Origin of the sequence: Citrobacter amalonaticus Y19 (assembly GCF_000981805.1) — a bacterium.
GTDB lineage: Bacteria > Pseudomonadota > Gammaproteobacteria > Enterobacterales > Enterobacteriaceae > Citrobacter_A > Citrobacter_A amalonaticus_C.
The window spans coordinates 3,173,334-3,188,428 of sequence record NZ_CP011132.1 but is presented as its reverse complement, the minus strand read 5'-3'; the positions used below and the strand labels follow the sequence as shown (position 1 = coordinate 3,188,428).

The following is a 15,095-nucleotide window of genomic DNA, read 5'->3' as shown; positions in this document are numbered from 1 at the left end:
CATATGACGATCTGCGTCTGAAACGAATATTCCTTAAATACACAACATCATTCAGGCTGCATCAAGGCGGTAAGTGAGTGAATCCCCGGGAGCTTACTGGAGTCAGTGACTGGGGTGAACGAACGCAGCCAACGCAGAGGCAGTTTGAAGGATGAAGTGTAGCTTGATTTCAGGATAATTATGAGCAAGAGCACCGCTGAGATCCGTCAGGCGTTTCTCGACTTTTTCCATAGTAAGGGACATCAGGTAGTTGCCAGCAGCTCCCTGGTGCCGAACAATGACCCCACTTTGTTGTTTACCAACGCCGGGATGAACCAGTTCAAGGACGTTTTCCTTGGCCTTGACAAGCGTAATTATTCCCGCGCTACCACGTCCCAGCGCTGCGTGCGCGCGGGTGGTAAGCACAACGATCTGGAAAACGTCGGTTACACTGCACGTCACCATACCTTCTTCGAAATGCTGGGCAACTTCAGCTTCGGCGACTATTTCAAACATGACGCCATCCAATATGCGTGGGAACTGCTGACCGGTGAGAACTGGTTTGCCCTGCCGAAAGAGCGTCTGTGGGTGACCGTCTACGAAACAGACGATGAAGCCTATGAAATCTGGGAAAAAGAAGTCGGTATCCCTCGCGAACGTATTATCCGCATTGGTGATAACAAAGGCGCGGCCTATGCGTCGGACAACTTCTGGCAGATGGGCGATACCGGTCCATGCGGTCCGTGCACCGAGATTTTCTACGATCATGGCGATCACATCTGGGGTGGCCCTCCGGGAAGTCCGGAAGAAGACGGCGATCGTTACATTGAGATCTGGAACATCGTCTTTATGCAGTTCAACCGTCAGGCTGACGGTACGATGGAACCGCTGCCGAAGCCTTCCGTCGATACCGGTATGGGTCTGGAGCGTATTGCGGCTGTGCTGCAACACGTCAACTCCAACTACGAAATTGACCTGTTCCGCACGCTGATTGAAGCGGTAGCGAAAGTGACCGGTGCGACCGATCTGAGCAACAAGTCGCTGCGGGTCATTGCGGACCACATTCGTTCCTGTGCGTTCCTGATTGCCGATGGCGTGGTTCCGTCGAACGAAAACCGGGGCTATGTCCTGCGTCGTATCATTCGTCGCGCGGTACGTCATGGCAACATGCTGGGCGCGAAAGAGACCTTCTTCTACAAACTGGTGGGCCCACTGGTTGACGTCATGGGATCGGCGGGTGAAGAACTGAAGCGTCAGCAGGCTCAGGTTGAGCAAGTTCTGAAAACCGAAGAAGAACAGTTCGCCCGTACGCTGGAGCGTGGACTGGCGCTGCTGGATGAAGAACTGGCGAAACTGTCCGGCGATACGCTGGACGGCGAAACGGCATTCCGTCTGTACGATACCTACGGTTTCCCGGTTGACCTGACGGCTGACGTTTGCCGTGAACGCAACATCAAAGTGGATGAAGCCGGTTTTGAAGCCGCCATGGAAGAGCAGCGCCGTCGCGCTCGCGAAGCCAGCGGTTTTGGGGCGGACTATAACGCGATGATCCGCGTCGATAGCGCCTCTGAATTTAAAGGTTATGACCATCTGGAACTGAATGGCAAAGTGACCGCGCTGTTCGTCGATGGTAAAGCGGTGGATGCAATTAGTGCCGGTCAGGAAGCCGTTGTCGTACTGGATCAGACCCCGTTCTATGCGGAATCCGGTGGTCAGGTTGGTGATAAAGGTGAACTGAAAGGCGCGGGCTTTACCTTTGCCGTAAGCGATACGCAAAAATATGGCCAGGCGATTGGTCACCTCGGCAAACTGTCTGTGGGCTCTCTGAAAGTGGGTGACGCGGTTCAGGCTGACGTAGATGAAACGCGTCGTGCGCGTATTCGACTGAACCACTCCGCCACGCACCTGATGCACGCGGCGCTGCGCCAGATTCTGGGTACGCACGTGGCGCAGAAAGGCTCGCTGGTCAACGATAAAGTACTGCGTTTCGACTTCTCGCATAACGAAGCGATGAAACCTGCGGAAATCCGCGCGGTTGAAGACCTGGTGAACGCGCAGATTCGTCGTAACCTGCCGGTTGAAACCAATGTGATGGATCTGGAAGCGGCGAAAGCAAAAGGCGCAATGGCGCTGTTCGGCGAGAAATACGACGAACGCGTTCGCGTACTGAGCATGGGCGATTTCTCTACCGAACTGTGTGGCGGGACTCACGCCAGCCGTACGGGTGATATTGGTCTGTTCCGTATCGTCTCCGAGTCCGGGACCGCGGCAGGGGTTCGTCGTATTGAAGCGGTAACAGGTGAGGGCGCCATTGCGACCGTGCATGCAGAAAGCGATCGCTTAACCGATATCGCACATCTGTTGAAGGGCGACAGCCAGAACCTGGGCGACAAAGTCCGTTCAGTACTGGAACGGACCCGTCAGCTCGAGAAAGAGCTTCAGCAGTTGAAAGAACAAGCTGCGGCGCAGGAAAGTGCAAATCTTTCCAGCAAAGCGGTTGATATCAATGGCGTTAAGCTGTTGGTGAGTGAGCTTGCGGGTGTTGAGCCGAAAATGTTACGTACCATGGTTGATGATCTGAAAAATCAACTGGGGTCGACAATTATCGTGCTGGCAACGGCAGCTGAAGGTAAGGTTTCTCTGATTGCAGGTGTGTCTAAGGACGTGACCGATCGTGTCAAAGCAGGGGAATTGGTCGGTATGGTCGCTCAGCAGGTGGGCGGTAAGGGTGGTGGTCGTCCGGACATGGCGCAAGCCGGTGGTACGGATGCGTCTGCTCTGCCTGCGGCGTTAGCCAGTGTGCAAGCCTGGGTCAGCGCAAAACTATAAAATAGTTACACAAAATCATTCGAGCTGCATCAAGGCGGCAAGCGGATTAGTCCCCGGAAGCGAACAGGCAGTTAGTGACCGGGGAACGCGCGCAGTCAACGTTGAGGCAGCCTGAAAGATGAAGTGTATAAGCGTTAGCCGATGCCGTGGATAAGTATTCTGCGGCGTTTGCATCAACGTTGTCGACAACGATAAAGTCAGGTTGAAGTTGTGTATATCGGCTAAACTTAGGTTTAACAGAATGTGATGCCGTGACTGCTTACATGTAATGTGTTTGTCATCGCTTACTTTTTGGCGTTATATGATGGATAATGCCGGGATACAGAGAGACCCGACTCTTTTAATCTTTCAAGGAGCAAAGAATGCTGATTCTGACTCGTCGAGTTGGTGAGACCCTCATGATTGGAGATGAGGTCACCGTGACAGTTTTAGGGGTGAAGGGCAACCAGGTACGCATCGGCGTAAACGCCCCGAAAGAAGTTTCTGTCCATCGTGAAGAGATCTACCAGCGTATCCAGGCTGAAAAATCCCAGCAGTCCAGTTACTAAGGTTTCCGCGTCTCACCTGCTCGGGTGAGGCGCAACCTGATGTCTTCGTAAATCCCTCTCTTTTTCGTCATGTTGTGACTCTTATCCTGTTTCGCGTAACGCTCTCCTGGCGCCGTAGCGCTTTTCTATTGCAGCCCCAGAGACCGATTTATCTGTTGATAAAACACTCCTTTTGCCGTTTTTGCAGACTAATTGAACGTGAAGTGTGCAAACGATAAAAGCTCAGGAAAAATTGTTTGACTTATAAGTCCCAGAAAGTAATATGTGCGCCACGCAGCGACGAGAAGCTCTTAACGAGAAACTCGAAGCACTCGTAAGAGGCGTGTTGGTGAGGTGGCCGAGAGGCTGAAGGCGCTCCCCTGCTAAGGGAGTATGCGGTCAAAAGCTGCATCCGGGGTTCGAATCCCCGCCTCACCGCCATTTGCATCCGTAGCTCAGCTGGATAGAGTACTCGGCTACGAACCGAGCGGTCGGAGGTTCGAATCCTCCCGGATGCACCATCTCTTACTTGATATGGCTTTAGTAGCAGTATCAAAATCTGCAGTAAAGTAAGTTTCCCGATTGCATCCGTAGCTCAGCTGGATAGAGTACTCGGCTACGAACCGAGCGGTCGGAGGTTCGAATCCTCCCGGATGCACCATCTCTTACTTGATACCGCTTTTATGCAGTATCAATATCGGCAGTAAAATACGTTTTCCGATTGCATCCGTAGCTCAGCTGGATAGAGTACTCGGCTACGAACCGAGCGGTCGGAGGTTCGAATCCTCCCGGATGCACCATATTTCTCCAGGATAACAGCAGGTTTGTTGTTTCATGGTCTGCGAGATTCTCGCAAGTACCAGGGAGAGATAACGTTGCTTCAGCAACGGCCCGAAGGGCGAGGCGCAGCCGAGTCATCCTCCCGGATGCACCATCTTCTCCAGAATAACAGTAAGTCCCGATGCATCCGTAGCTCAGCTGGATAGAGTACTCGGCTACGAACCGAGCGGTCGGAGGTTCGAATCCTCCCGGATGCACCATCTTCTCCAGAATAACAGCAAGTTTGTTGTTTCATGGTCTGCGAGATTCTCGCAAATACCAGGGAGAGATAACGTTGCTTCAGCAACGGCCCGAAGGGCGAGGCGCAGCCGAGTCATCCTCCCGGATGCACTATCTTCTCTTAGATACACCATCTTCTCTCTTTATTCCCCCTCTGCATTGAGACCCTGAACAATCCTCAGCATCGTCGTCAGCGACAAAATCCAGCAATTACGATAAAGTAACGTCTGTTTATTTGCTGGGTGAGAGTGCTATGTACGAACGTTATGCGGGTCTGATTTTCGATATGGATGGTACCCTTCTGGATACTGAACCGACGCACCGTAAGGCGTGGGTTGAGGTATTAGGTCGTTACGGTATGCACTTTGATCTCCAGGCGATGATCGCCCTTAACGGCTCAGCCACATGGCGCATTGCGCAGTCCATCATTGAGCTGAATCATGCGGATCTCGATCCCCACGCGTTAGCCCGTGAAAAAACCGACGCGGTAAAAATCATGCTCCTCGACAGCGTCGAGCCGCTGCCGCTGATTGAGGTGGTGAAAGCGTGGCATGGCCGCCGCCCGATGTCCGTCGGAACTGGCAGCGAAAGCGCGATCGCGGAAGCACTGCTGGCCCATCTGGGGTTGCGTCGCTATTTTGATGCTGTTGTTGCCGCCGATCATGTTCAGCACCATAAACCTGCGCCAGATACTTTCCTGCTCTGTGCCGAACGTATGGGCGTGCCCCCGGCGCAGTGCGTGGTATTCGAAGATGCTGATTTTGGTATCCAGGCGGCACGCGCCGCTGGAATGGATGCTGTGGACGTTCGACACTTGTGAGTGACGGACTGTCGCTCCTTTCATTGTTCGCCAGCAGTTTTCTCAGCGCTACGCTGTTGCCCGGCAACTCGGAAGTCGTTCTGATTGCCATGTTACTGGCCGGACTCAGTCATCCCTGGGTCTTAGTGTTAACAGCAACAATGGGTAATAGCCTTGGAGGGTTAACTAACGTTATCCTTGGGCGTTTCTTCCCGCTGCGCAAGACATCGCGCTGGCAGGAGAAAGCCACCGGCTGGCTTAAACGCTATGGCGCGGTCACACTATTATTAAGCTGGATGCCGGTTGTGGGTGATTTATTGTGCCTGTTAGCGGGATGGATGCGCCTCTCGTGGGGGCCGGTACTCTTTTTTTTATGCCTTGGCAAAGCGCTGCGCTATATTGTCGTCGCGGCTGCTACCGTTCAGGGCATTACCTGGTGGCACTAATTGTGCCTGGGGATTCGCCTTTAGGGTAACCACTACAATTATGCTAATTAATACGATTTTGACAGGCGGGAGGTCGATTTGATCCCGGACGTATCACAGGCTCTGGCCTGGCTGGAAAAACATCCTCAGGCACTACAGGGGATTCAGCGCGGGCTGGAGCGCGAAACATTGCGCGTAAATGCGGATGGCACGTTGGCGACAACGGGACATCCTGAAGCGTTAGGCTCAGCGCTGACGCATAAATGGATAACCACCGATTTCGCCGAAGCGCTGCTGGAGTTTATTACACCAGTAGACGGCGATATCCAGCATATGCTGACCTTCATGCGTGACCTGCATCGTTATACCGCCAGAAATATGGGCGATGAGCGTATGTGGCCGCTGAGTATGCCTTGCTACATTGCAGAAGGTCAGGACATTGAACTGGCGCAATACGGCACCTCGAATATTGGTCGCATGAAAACGCTGTACCGTGAAGGGTTGAAAAACCGTTACGGTGCGCTGATGCAAACCATCTCCGGTGTGCACTACAACTTCTCGCTGCCGATGGCATTCTGGCAGGCGAAGTGCGGCATTGTGGAAGGCGAAGAGGCAAAAGAGAAAATCTCTGCCGGCTATTTCCGCCTGATCCGCAACTATTACCGCTTCGGTTGGGTCATTCCTTATCTGTTTGGCGCGTCCCCGGCGATTTGTTCTTCCTTCCTGCAAGGCAAACCGACCACGCTGCCATTTGAGAAAACCGACTGTGGGATGTACTACCTGCCGTACGCGACCTCGTTGCGTCTGAGCGATCTGGGTTATACCAATAAATCACAAAGCAATCTCGGTATTACGTTTAACGATCTCTACGAATATGTGGCAGGATTGAAGCGGGCGATAAAAACGCCTTCTGAAGAGTATGCGGCGGTCGGGCTGGAAAAAGACGGTAAGCGTTTGCAAATCAACAGCAACGTGCTGCAGATTGAAAATGAGCTGTATGCGCCCATTCGTCCGAAACGCGTTACGCGTAGCGGTGAATCGCCTTCAGATGCGCTTCTGCGCGGCGGTATCGAGTACATCGAAGTCCGCTCGCTGGATATCAACCCGTTCTCGCCAATCGGCGTGGACGAGCAGCAGGTGCGTTTCCTTGACCTGTTTATGGTCTGGTGCGTGCTGGCCGATGCGCCGGAAATGAGCAGCAGTGAGCTATTATGTACGCGGACCAACTGGAATCGGGTGATTCTGGAAGGGCGTAAACCGGGTCTGACGTTAGGTATTGGTTGTGAAACCGCGCAGTTCCCGCTGCCTGAAGTGGGCAAAGATTTGTTCCGCGATCTGAAACGCGTGGCGCAAACGCTGGACAGCATCCACGGCGGAGAGGATTATCAGAAAGTCTGTGACGAACTGGTCGCCTGCTTTGATAATCCGGAATTGACGTTCTCTGCACGTATTCTGCGGTCTATGCTGGATACAGGCATTGGCGGCACGGGCAAGGCGCTGGGCGAAGCTTATCGCAATCTGTTGCGTGAAGAGCCGCTGGAACTGTTGCAGGAAGACGACTTTGTGACTGAACGTGACGCTTCAATACGTCGTCAGCGTGAGGTTGAAGCGGCAGATACCGAGCCGTTTGACACCTGGCTGGAAAAACAGGCCTGACAGAAAAGAAAAAGGCCACTCGGGAGTGGCCAAAATTTCATCTCTGAAAACAGGGATGATGATAACAAATGCGCGTCTTTCATATACTCAGACTCGCACCGGAACGAAGAGTTCAGTTTATTTTAAAAAAATTATCGGAGGTGGCTAAATGCCGTTGTTAGATAGCTTCACTGTCGATCATACCCGGATGGAAGCACCTGCAGTCCGCGTGGCGAAAACGATGAACACCCCGCATGGCGACGCCATTACCGTGTTTGATCTGCGTTTCTGCATTCCAAACAAAGAGGTGATGCCGGAGAAAGGGATTCACACGCTGGAGCATCTGTTCGCAGGCTTTATGCGTAATCACCTCAACGGCAATGGTGTCGAGATTATCGATATCTCCCCGATGGGCTGCCGTACCGGTTTCTATATGAGCCTGATTGGGACGCCTGACGAGCAGCGCGTAGCCGATGCCTGGAAAGCGGCAATGGCTGATGTGCTAAAAGTTCAGGATCAGAATCAGATCCCGGAACTGAACGTCTACCAGTGCGGCACGTATCAGATGCACTCACTGAGCGAAGCACAGGACATCGCGCGTCATATCCTGGAACACGACGTTCGCGTCAACAGCAACGAAGAGCTGGCGCTGCCGAAAGAGAAGTTGCAGGAACTGCACATTTAGTCGTTGTGTGATTACCGACCAAAAAAAGCCCGTTCAACTGAACGGGCTTTTTTATCGCGGTCAGCTAGTGCGCGCCACCGCCGCCACCGCCCGCACCAAACGGGGGTTTAGCGAACCAGACCAGGCCGAGCAATACGAGGAAGATCCCCGCCGACATCCAGAAGATCTCGTTAGCCGAAATAATCAGCCCCTGATTGGTGATCTGCTGGGCTATCCAGCCTGACGCCTGCTGCTGCGTCATGCCCAGTCCCTGTAGCTGATCGTACATTGCCTGCGCGTTCGGATTATACGGATTCACCGACTCGGTTAGCTGCGCGTGGTGCATCGACTCCCGGTTGGTCCACATGGTGGTGGTAATCGATGTTCCGATTGACCCCGCCAGCGTTCGCGTAAAGTTAGACAAACTCGATGCTGCCGCCAGGCGCTCCGGCGGTAGGCCAGACAGCGTGATGGTCGTCAGCGGCATAAAGAAGCACGCGACCGCGAAGCCCTGAATAAACTGCGGCCAGGCGGAGGCACCGAAGTCCATTCCCGGTTCAAACGTCCACGCACGCCAGTAGAAGCAGACGGCGTACATAATAAAGCTGAACGTCACCAGCCTGCGCATATCCAGCTTATGGGCAAAGCGGCCAATAATCGGCGACAGGATCACCGGAATGATCCCCACCGGCGCGGACGCCAGACCTGCCCACGTCGCGGTATAACCGTAGACCTCCTGCAAGAGCTGCGGCAGCAGAACAATCGCCCCGAAGTACAACATATAGGCCAGACTGATACACAAACAGCCGATGGTAAAGTTTCGCGACTTAAAGAGCGAGAGATCGACAATGGGGTTGTCGTCGGTGAGCTCCCAGACAATCAGGAAGCTAATGGCGACCACCGCCACCACGGTCAGAATGACGATTTCCTGCGAGGCGAACCAGTCCAGCTCTTTCCCCCGGTCGAGCATAATCTGCAAGCTACCGATACCAACCACCAGCAGCGCCAGCCCGATGGCATCAATCCGCCGCTGCTCGGTACGCGTTTCGCGACCGCGCAGGGTTTGCAGCGTCATCAGAACCACCACAATACCGATTGGCACGTTGATAAAGAAGATCCAGCCCCAGTGATAGTTATCGCTGATATAGCCGCCCAGAATCGGGCCGCAAATCGGCGCGACGATCACCGTCATCGACCACAGCGCCAGCGCGATAGAGCGCTTCGCGGGAGGATAGTTATTAAGCAGCAGACTTTGCGAAAGCGGGATCAGCGGCCCGGCAACGACCCCCTGAACAACGCGGAAGAAGATCAGCATGTTCAGGCTGTTGGAGACGCCGCACGCCCATGAGGCAATGGCAAACGCCACCGTTGACCACATGAACAGCTTCACTTCCCCGACGCGCTTTGCCAGCCAGCCGGTGATGGGAATCGAGATGGCGTTCGCCACCCCGAAGGAGGTGATCACCCACGTCCCCTGGCTCAGCGATGAGCCCAGGTTCCCGGCGATAGTGGGGATCGCCACGTTAGCAATGGTGGAGTCCAGCACCTGCATGAATGTCGCCAGCGACAGCGCAATCGTCATAATGACGAGCTGCGCGCCCTCCAGCGGTTTTTGCTGTTGCATCACACGCACCTCAGATTAGCCTGCGTTGGCCTGCACAATCTCTTCGATCAGCTTGTTGACCGGGGCAAGGCTGATTTCACGGGCGTTACTCTCAGACACCGGCGTAGTGCGAACCTGGCTGGCCAGCACCTGACCGTCGCGATTCGCGGTATCGACGGTGACGAGCGTCGATAAACCAATCCGCAACGGATGCTGCGCCAACTGCTGTGCGTCCAGTTCGATACGCACGGGCAGTCGCTGAACCACTTTGATCCAGTTACCGGTCGCGTTCTGTGCTGGCAGCAGAGAGAAGGCGCTGCCGGTCCCCATATCAAGACCCACCACTTTACCGGTGTATTTAACGTCATCGCCGTAGATATCGCTGATGACCGTTGCCGGTTGACCGATACGCATATGGGCAAGCTGCGTCTCTTTGAAGTTAGCGTCAACCCACAGATTGGTAGCCGGAACCACGGCCATCAGCGGCGTCGTAGGGCTAATTTGTGCGCCAGGCTGCACGGCGCGACGAGAAACGTAGCCGGTCATCGGGCTGACGATTTTGGTTCGTTCCAGCGCCAGCCAGGCGTTACGCACTTCGGTGGCGGCCTGCTGGACGGCGGGCTGATCTTCCAGCTTGCTGTCCAGAATCATCGCCTGATTCGCATTGTATTGCTGAATGGCAACATCAAGCTGCGCCTGCGCGCTGGCCACGGCATCACGCGCGTGTTGCAGCTCTTCGCGGCCGATCAGGTTGGCGTTACCGAGCGGTACGCGACGGTTAAAATCGCTTTGCGCCTGGGCGAGGGCGGTTCTCTGCACCTCAATGCTCGCCTGCAACTGCTTGCTGTTGATCATTAACTGATGCGTCTGACGAACGCTGGAGGCCAGCGCGGTCTTCGCTTTTTCAAATGCCTGTCTGGCATCCGTTTGATCGAGCGTGACGAGAACGTCACCCTGTTTAACAAAGTCAGTGTTATCCGCCCAGACTTTCGTCACACTGCCGGATACCTGTGCCATGATTTGAACCTGGTTCCCTGCCACGTATGCATCATCGGTCTCTTCGACATGACGCAGTACCAAAAACCAATAAATCCCATATGCCACAGCAATAATGATAAAGAGCAAGGTCAGGAGGAGTAGCATGCTTTTACGTTTGCTTTTCTTCTTAACCGGTTGCTGCGGGGTTTGAGTCTCCGCATTTGCGCTCATGTTGTTCTCCACGATCTTATTTTTTCGTCGGCTGGGCCGAGCTGTTTACCAGAAAGGCCAGCACGTTCAGGTGCTGGCCAGTCAGTTTTCTTTCTTAATCTGGATTATTGAGCGAGTCGACGCGTTAGCTCAGCGCCTCAAGGATAGCACCATCCTGGTCCATCTGATCGAGACGCGTCAGAAGCTTACGGGTGATGTGCTCAAGCTGGTCTTTCTCTGCAGTACTCAGTGCAGACCAAAGTTGATGCAGGCAGTTATGTTGCGGTGGTAATACCTCGCGCAAAAAAGCATGACCCTTATCGGTTAACTGTAGATGCAGGCAACGACGATCGTTGTCGCTTTCACGGCGCTCGATCCAACCGCGCTTTTCCAGCTCATCAGCGATACGTGTCGCGTTAGTACGCGATGACCCCAGGGCACAGCTCAGTTCAGAAGGCTGAATGCTGTGGTTTTCCTGAGACTCCAGCGTAATCAACGCCATAAACAACGTCTCGTTAATCCCTTGAGCTTTCAGCATTTTATTGCGATTATCCAGCAGCTTTCCTTGCATATGCATGCAAAGACGAGTCAGCAGAATTTCCTGATAAGGAAAATCCTCGTGGCGGCTGGCGCGAAATTTTAGCATTTGTTCAATGGGCGTAAACGAACTATCCATTTGGGCATGACCTCATTAATTTCAGCCGATATAGTAACGACAGTGACAAATAAAGTAAATGTATTATTAAATTAAAATGATTCTTGTATCCTATAAAACCGCCAACATTTTCCACGCTAGTCCATAGGCCAGAGCACTTAATAGCGTGGGAACAATGATGCTGCGCGTTTTATAAAAACTTGCACCCAATACAGCAAAACCCACGAGCGTCGGCACGAAGCGACTGGCGTCGTGCATCACCTCAGGGGCCGTTGACACAACCAGCAGGGCGCAAATTGATGCTATGCCGATGGTGTCGAGTAGTACGCCGGTTGCGCCACGCTTGCCCGGACGAGTGTTTCCCATCTTCAGGCGCAGCGGTAAATAGCGAAACCCATAATTCACACAGCCGACCAGCAACCCGAGTAGCAGTACCTCATAGCGCATCGGGAACCCCTTGCCAGAAAGCCTGAATCAGCGCGGTCAGACAGCCGCACACAATCCCCGCAAGAATTGCGGCGGGGATGGAAAACAGCGTCACGCCCGCCAGTGCGCCAGCGAGTGCGGCGGTCACGCACAGGGACTGTTTGCGCTGGAATGACGCCAGCAGAAAACTCATAAACAGCGCGGGCAGCATAAACCCGAGCGCCGCTTCGACCGCCGGGAATCCTTTCAATAAACCGCTGCCGGAAAAGGCGCCGATTACCGTTCCCAGCACCCATGAGGCCCAGGAGCAAAATGCAATGCCGATCATCCAGTTCTCGCTCCAGCGACGATTATCCCGCACCAGCTTCGCGGTGGCAGCGGCAAAAACTTCGTCGGTGAGGCCAAAAGCCCACAGGGCGGTTTTCGGTTTACTGAGTTTCAGAGCGATACGACTGCGCAGAGAAGGGCCGTATAAAACATGGCGTACATCCATCGCCATGACGGTCAGGGCGGCAACCCACAATGTGCTGCCTGCGGCGAGCATGGTCGTGATAACGAACTGGCTGGCGCCAGCATAAATAATGCAGGAGAAGAACACGCTCTCAACAGGGCTAAACCCGAGGCGGGTCGCATTGAGACCAAATGCAAAGGCAACAGGAATGTAGCTAATGACGATGGGTAAGCTGTCTTTGAATCCTTCCGCGCAGGTCGCCGGAGGAGTATTGGGCAGAGAAACGGGCCTTTCCATATAATTATGCGCGTTATCACCAATGTTAAAATTATCAGGGTTAATAATCCCTATCACCTTAACAGACTGGGGGGCTCCTTAACACCCTCAGGAGCCCAAACGAACGCAAACGCTTGCTGAGCGCTTAAATAGCGGCTTCTTGTCGGTGAAATCCTCGCCACCAGACCAGCAGGTTCAGTATGGCAACGGTCGTCCCCGCCAGACAAACGCCCAGCCATCCGGCATGCTGCCAGGCCGAGGCGGAGATTAACGACCCTGCGGCACCGCCGATAAAATAGCTGGTCATATACCCGGCAGTCAGGCGGTTTCGCGCCTGCGGATAAAGACGATAAATCACCGTCTGGTTGGTAATGTGAACCCCCTGAACGGTGAGGTCCAGTACCAGGATCCCCACAATCAGCGCCAGTACCGAGGCGTGTCCCAGCCAGATAGCGAGCCAGGAGAGCAGCAGTAACAGCAAGCCCCAGGTCGTGGTGAGATGAGAATGCCCTTTATCCGCAAAACCGCCTGCCGGACGTGCGCCGAGCGCGCCAGCGGCACCCGCCAGCCCAAACAGGCCAATCATCCCTTCGGAATAGTTAAACGGCGGGGCCGCCAGTAAAAAGGCCATTGAGGTCCAGAGAATGCTGAAGTTGGCGAAGGTCAGGCAGCCCAGCAGCGCACGGGTGCGCAGCAGTTTATCGCGAGTAAACAAACTGAATACCGACCCCAGCAGTTGCGGGTAGTTCAGGTGGGTGTCGGACTTCACCTTCGGCAAGCCGCGCCACAGGGCGATAGCCATCAGCGCCATCAATACGGAGGCGACCCAGAAGACGGTACGCCAGCCGCCGAGATTCGCCAGCAGGCCCGCCACGGTACGCGCCAGTAAAATACCCAGCAGCAGGCCGCTCATGATGGTCCCGACTACTTTGCCGCGTTTATCCGGTGTGGCAAGCGTCGCCGCCAACGGCACCAGAATCTGTGCGACCACGGAAAAGAGCCCGGTCAGCGCCGTACCGAGGATCATCATCGCCAGCGACTGACTGCTGGCGGTAATGAGCATTCCGCCCGCCGCCAGCAGCGTCATGGTGACGATCAGCGTCCGGCGTTCAAACATATCGCCAAGCGGAACCAGAAACAGCAAACCGGCGGCGTAACCCAGTTGGGCGGCGGTGACAATAAACCCGGCTGAACTGGCGGAAAGCGAGAAGTTGCGCGCGATGGTATCGAGCAGCGGCTGTGCATAGTAGTTGCTGGCGACAGCCAGACCGGTTGCCACAGACATGAGAACGATCAGTGCCGGGCTCAGCCCGTGGGAGTTTTTTGTCATTATGTTCGCAATCGTGAGTCAGGTGATGATTTCTTAGGGAATCAATCATAGCGGACATTTATGAATGTAGGGGATTTGTTGCGTGCCGGATTGTGCGGTCAGAGGAGAAGAGAAAGCGTGTAGGCCGGATAAGCGCATCGCGCGCCATCCGGCCTTGGTGTGGTTACTGTGCCTGATGGCGCTACGCCTATCAGGCCTACGAGTGGGATTACTTCTGCGCAGCCAGCGCGTCGTTTATCCAGCCGTCGAACTGCTGCTGGTGGGCTTTGATCCAGCCGTCAACGTGACCCTGAACGTCAGCTTCCGACGCTTTACCGTCATGCATCATGGCGTTCTGCGCGTTGATGTCCGCCAGCGGCAGTTTCATGATGGCAAACAGTTTCGCCGCCGCCGGGTTTTTCTCTGCCCAGGCTTTGTTGGCAACGATGTGCATGGTATTGACCGGGAAGCCATAGTTCGCGCCGTTCGGCAGTTTGGTATCGATATCTTTCTGCTCGCCCGGCAGCGAGGAGAACGGCACCTGCAACCAGACCACATCTTTGCCCGGCTTCATCACGTCGCTCACCCAGTAAGGCGTCCATGTGTAATACAAGACAGGTTTCCCTTCTTTAAAGCGAGTGATGGTATCGGCCATCATCGCCGCGTAGTTACCGTGGCTGACGTCGACAGTTTTTTCCAGATCAAACGCTTTGTTCTGGTGGTTAATGACCGCTTCACACCCCCAGCCCGGCGAGCAGCCCATCATGTCCGCTTTACCGTCGCCGTTGGTGTCAAAAATTTTGGCGATTTTAGGGTCTTTCAACTGGGCGATATTGGTGATTTTGTATTGCTCTGCGGTTTTCTTATCGATCAGATAACCCTGTGCGGCACCGGTGACAAACGTGCCTTCACGCCAGAACTTTTTGTCCCCGCCTGCCGCGGAATACATATCATCGTGCAGCGGTTGCCAGTTGACGGCGGTAAAGGTGGCATCGCCGGAGGCGATAGAGGTGTAGCCCACGTTATAGTCGACTTCGCTCGTTTTGTTGACGGTGTAACCCAGTTTCTCCAGCGCGCGGCTCACCAGCAGCGTCTGGAACGTTTCTTCGGTGATGGTGCTCTGTACCGGTTGGACGGTAATGCCTTTGCCTGGTAGGTCGGCAGCGAAAGCGCTGGTAGAGACAAGGGTGGCAAACGCTGTGGCAATAATCATCTTCTGTCGCATCGTTGTTCCTTATTACACTTCATCCTTCAGGTTGCCTCTTTGTTG

Annotated in this window: 13 protein-coding genes, 5 tRNA genes and 1 other RNA gene; 12 read left to right on the top strand and 7 right to left on the bottom strand. The window is 54.4% G+C overall.

What is annotated here, in order from left to right; translation table 11 throughout:
* Positions 1-180 precede the first annotated feature (180 nt).
* The 12 genes from alaS (at position 181) to luxS (ending at position 7,938) form a co-directional block, all read left to right on the top strand.
* On the top strand, positions 181-2,808 hold the full coding sequence (gene alaS, locus F384_RS14675) for an alanine--tRNA ligase (RefSeq protein ID WP_046486362.1): 2,628 nt from the start codon (positions 181-183) through the stop codon (positions 2,806-2,808).
* A gap of 362 nt (positions 2,809-3,170) precedes the next feature.
* Positions 3,171-3,356 (top strand): carbon storage regulator CsrA, encoded by a 186-nt coding sequence (gene csrA, locus F384_RS14670; RefSeq protein WP_000906486.1) that lies wholly within the window; start codon positions 3,171-3,173, stop codon positions 3,354-3,356.
* Between the two features lie 327 nt (positions 3,357-3,683).
* Positions 3,684-3,776, top strand: a tRNA-Ser gene (locus F384_RS14665).
* 3 nt (positions 3,777-3,779) lie between these two features.
* Positions 3,780-3,856 (top strand) — tRNA-Arg (locus F384_RS14660).
* A gap of 63 nt (positions 3,857-3,919) precedes the next feature.
* Positions 3,920-3,996, top strand: a tRNA-Arg gene (locus F384_RS14655).
* Positions 3,997-4,058: 62 nt separating this feature from the next.
* Positions 4,059-4,135, top strand: a tRNA-Arg gene (locus tag F384_RS14650).
* A gap of 2 nt (positions 4,136-4,137) precedes the next feature.
* A non-coding RNA gene (locus F384_RS28265) (RtT sRNA) lies at positions 4,138-4,269 on the top strand.
* Between the two features lie 29 nt (positions 4,270-4,298).
* A tRNA-Arg gene (locus F384_RS14645) sits at positions 4,299-4,375 on the top strand.
* A 272-nt stretch (positions 4,376-4,647) separates the two neighbouring features.
* Positions 4,648-5,214 (top strand): fructose-1-phosphate/6-phosphogluconate phosphatase, encoded by a 567-nt coding sequence (gene yqaB / locus F384_RS14640; protein WP_046485594.1) that lies wholly within the window; start codon positions 4,648-4,650, stop codon positions 5,212-5,214.
* Positions 5,211-5,639, top strand: a complete 429-nt coding sequence (locus F384_RS14635) for a YqaA family protein (protein ID WP_042999619.1) — start codon at positions 5,211-5,213, stop codon at positions 5,637-5,639. Before yqaB ends, F384_RS14635 begins: the two co-directional genes overlap by 4 nt.
* Before the next feature lie 78 nt (positions 5,640-5,717).
* The gene (gene gshA, locus F384_RS14630; RefSeq protein ID WP_046485590.1) at positions 5,718-7,274 is read left to right on the top strand and encodes a glutamate--cysteine ligase; all 1,557 of its coding nucleotides are present in this window, start codon (positions 5,718-5,720) and stop codon (positions 7,272-7,274) included.
* A 148-nt stretch (positions 7,275-7,422) separates the two neighbouring features.
* Positions 7,423-7,938, top strand: a complete 516-nt coding sequence (gene luxS, locus F384_RS14625) for an S-ribosylhomocysteine lyase (protein ID WP_016154160.1) — start codon at positions 7,423-7,425, stop codon at positions 7,936-7,938.
* A gap of 64 nt (positions 7,939-8,002) precedes the next feature.
* Here luxS and emrB read toward each other — a convergent pair whose 3' ends face one another.
* The 7 genes from emrB to proX all read right to left on the bottom strand — a co-directional run bounded on the left by emrB (position 8,003) and on the right by proX (position 15,050).
* Entirely contained in the window at positions 8,003-9,541 is a 1,539-nt protein-coding gene (gene emrB, locus F384_RS14620; protein WP_046485582.1) for a multidrug efflux MFS transporter permease subunit EmrB, read from the bottom strand.
* A 15-nt stretch (positions 9,542-9,556) separates the two neighbouring features.
* The gene (gene emrA, locus F384_RS14615; RefSeq protein WP_046485579.1) at positions 9,557-10,729 is read right to left on the bottom strand and encodes a multidrug efflux MFS transporter periplasmic adaptor subunit EmrA; all 1,173 of its coding nucleotides are present in this window, start codon (positions 10,727-10,729) and stop codon (positions 9,557-9,559) included.
* A 124-nt stretch (positions 10,730-10,853) separates the two neighbouring features.
* The gene (mprA, locus tag F384_RS14610) at positions 10,854-11,384 is read right to left on the bottom strand and encodes a transcriptional repressor MprA (protein WP_046485576.1); all 531 of its coding nucleotides are present in this window, start codon (positions 11,382-11,384) and stop codon (positions 10,854-10,856) included.
* Positions 11,385-11,474: 90 nt separating this feature from the next.
* Positions 11,475-11,810, bottom strand: coding sequence for an L-valine transporter subunit YgaH (ygaH, locus tag F384_RS14605; RefSeq protein ID WP_046485571.1), 336 nt, complete (start codon positions 11,808-11,810; stop codon positions 11,475-11,477).
* Positions 11,800-12,537 (bottom strand): AzlC family ABC transporter permease, encoded by a 738-nt coding sequence (locus F384_RS14600; protein WP_046498200.1) that lies wholly within the window; start codon positions 12,535-12,537, stop codon positions 11,800-11,802. The genes ygaH and F384_RS14600 overlap by 11 nt, the downstream gene beginning before the upstream one ends.
* A 124-nt stretch (positions 12,538-12,661) precedes the next feature.
* A complete protein-coding gene (locus F384_RS14595) occupies positions 12,662-13,846 on the bottom strand; it encodes an MFS transporter (RefSeq protein ID WP_046485568.1) in 1,185 nt (394 codons plus the stop codon).
* Positions 13,847-14,054: 208 nt separating this feature from the next.
* A complete protein-coding gene (proX, locus tag F384_RS14590) occupies positions 14,055-15,050 on the bottom strand; it encodes a glycine betaine/L-proline ABC transporter substrate-binding protein ProX (protein ID WP_046485565.1) in 996 nt (331 codons plus the stop codon).
* Between the last annotated feature and the right edge of the window lie 45 nt (positions 15,051-15,095).

Excerpts from the sequence above, each read along its gene's own strand:
- luxS (WP_016154160.1), top strand. The coding sequence starts at position 7,423 with ATGCCGTTGTTAGATAGCTTCACTGTCGATCATACCCGGATGGAAGCA.
- F384_RS14600 (WP_046498200.1), bottom strand. The coding sequence starts at position 12,537 with ATGGAAAGGCCCGTTTCTCTGCCCAATACTCCTCCGGCGACCTGCGCG.
- csrA (WP_000906486.1), top strand. The coding sequence starts at position 3,171 with ATGCTGATTCTGACTCGTCGAGTTGGTGAGACCCTCATGATTGGAGAT.
- emrB (WP_046485582.1), bottom strand. The coding sequence starts at position 9,541 with ATGCAACAGCAAAAACCGCTGGAGGGCGCGCAGCTCGTCATTATGACG.
- emrA (WP_046485579.1), bottom strand. The coding sequence starts at position 10,729 with ATGAGCGCAAATGCGGAGACTCAAACCCCGCAGCAACCGGTTAAGAAG.
- yqaB (WP_046485594.1), top strand. The coding sequence starts at position 4,648 with ATGTACGAACGTTATGCGGGTCTGATTTTCGATATGGATGGTACCCTT.
- ygaH (WP_046485571.1), bottom strand. The coding sequence starts at position 11,810 with ATGCGCTATGAGGTACTGCTACTCGGGTTGCTGGTCGGCTGTGTGAAT.
- alaS (WP_046486362.1), top strand. The coding sequence starts at position 181 with ATGAGCAAGAGCACCGCTGAGATCCGTCAGGCGTTTCTCGACTTTTTC.
- proX (WP_046485565.1), bottom strand. The coding sequence starts at position 15,050 with ATGCGACAGAAGATGATTATTGCCACAGCGTTTGCCACCCTTGTCTCT.
- mprA (WP_046485576.1), bottom strand. The coding sequence starts at position 11,384 with ATGGATAGTTCGTTTACGCCCATTGAACAAATGCTAAAATTTCGCGCC.
- F384_RS14595 (WP_046485568.1), bottom strand. The coding sequence starts at position 13,846 with ATGACAAAAAACTCCCACGGGCTGAGCCCGGCACTGATCGTTCTCATG.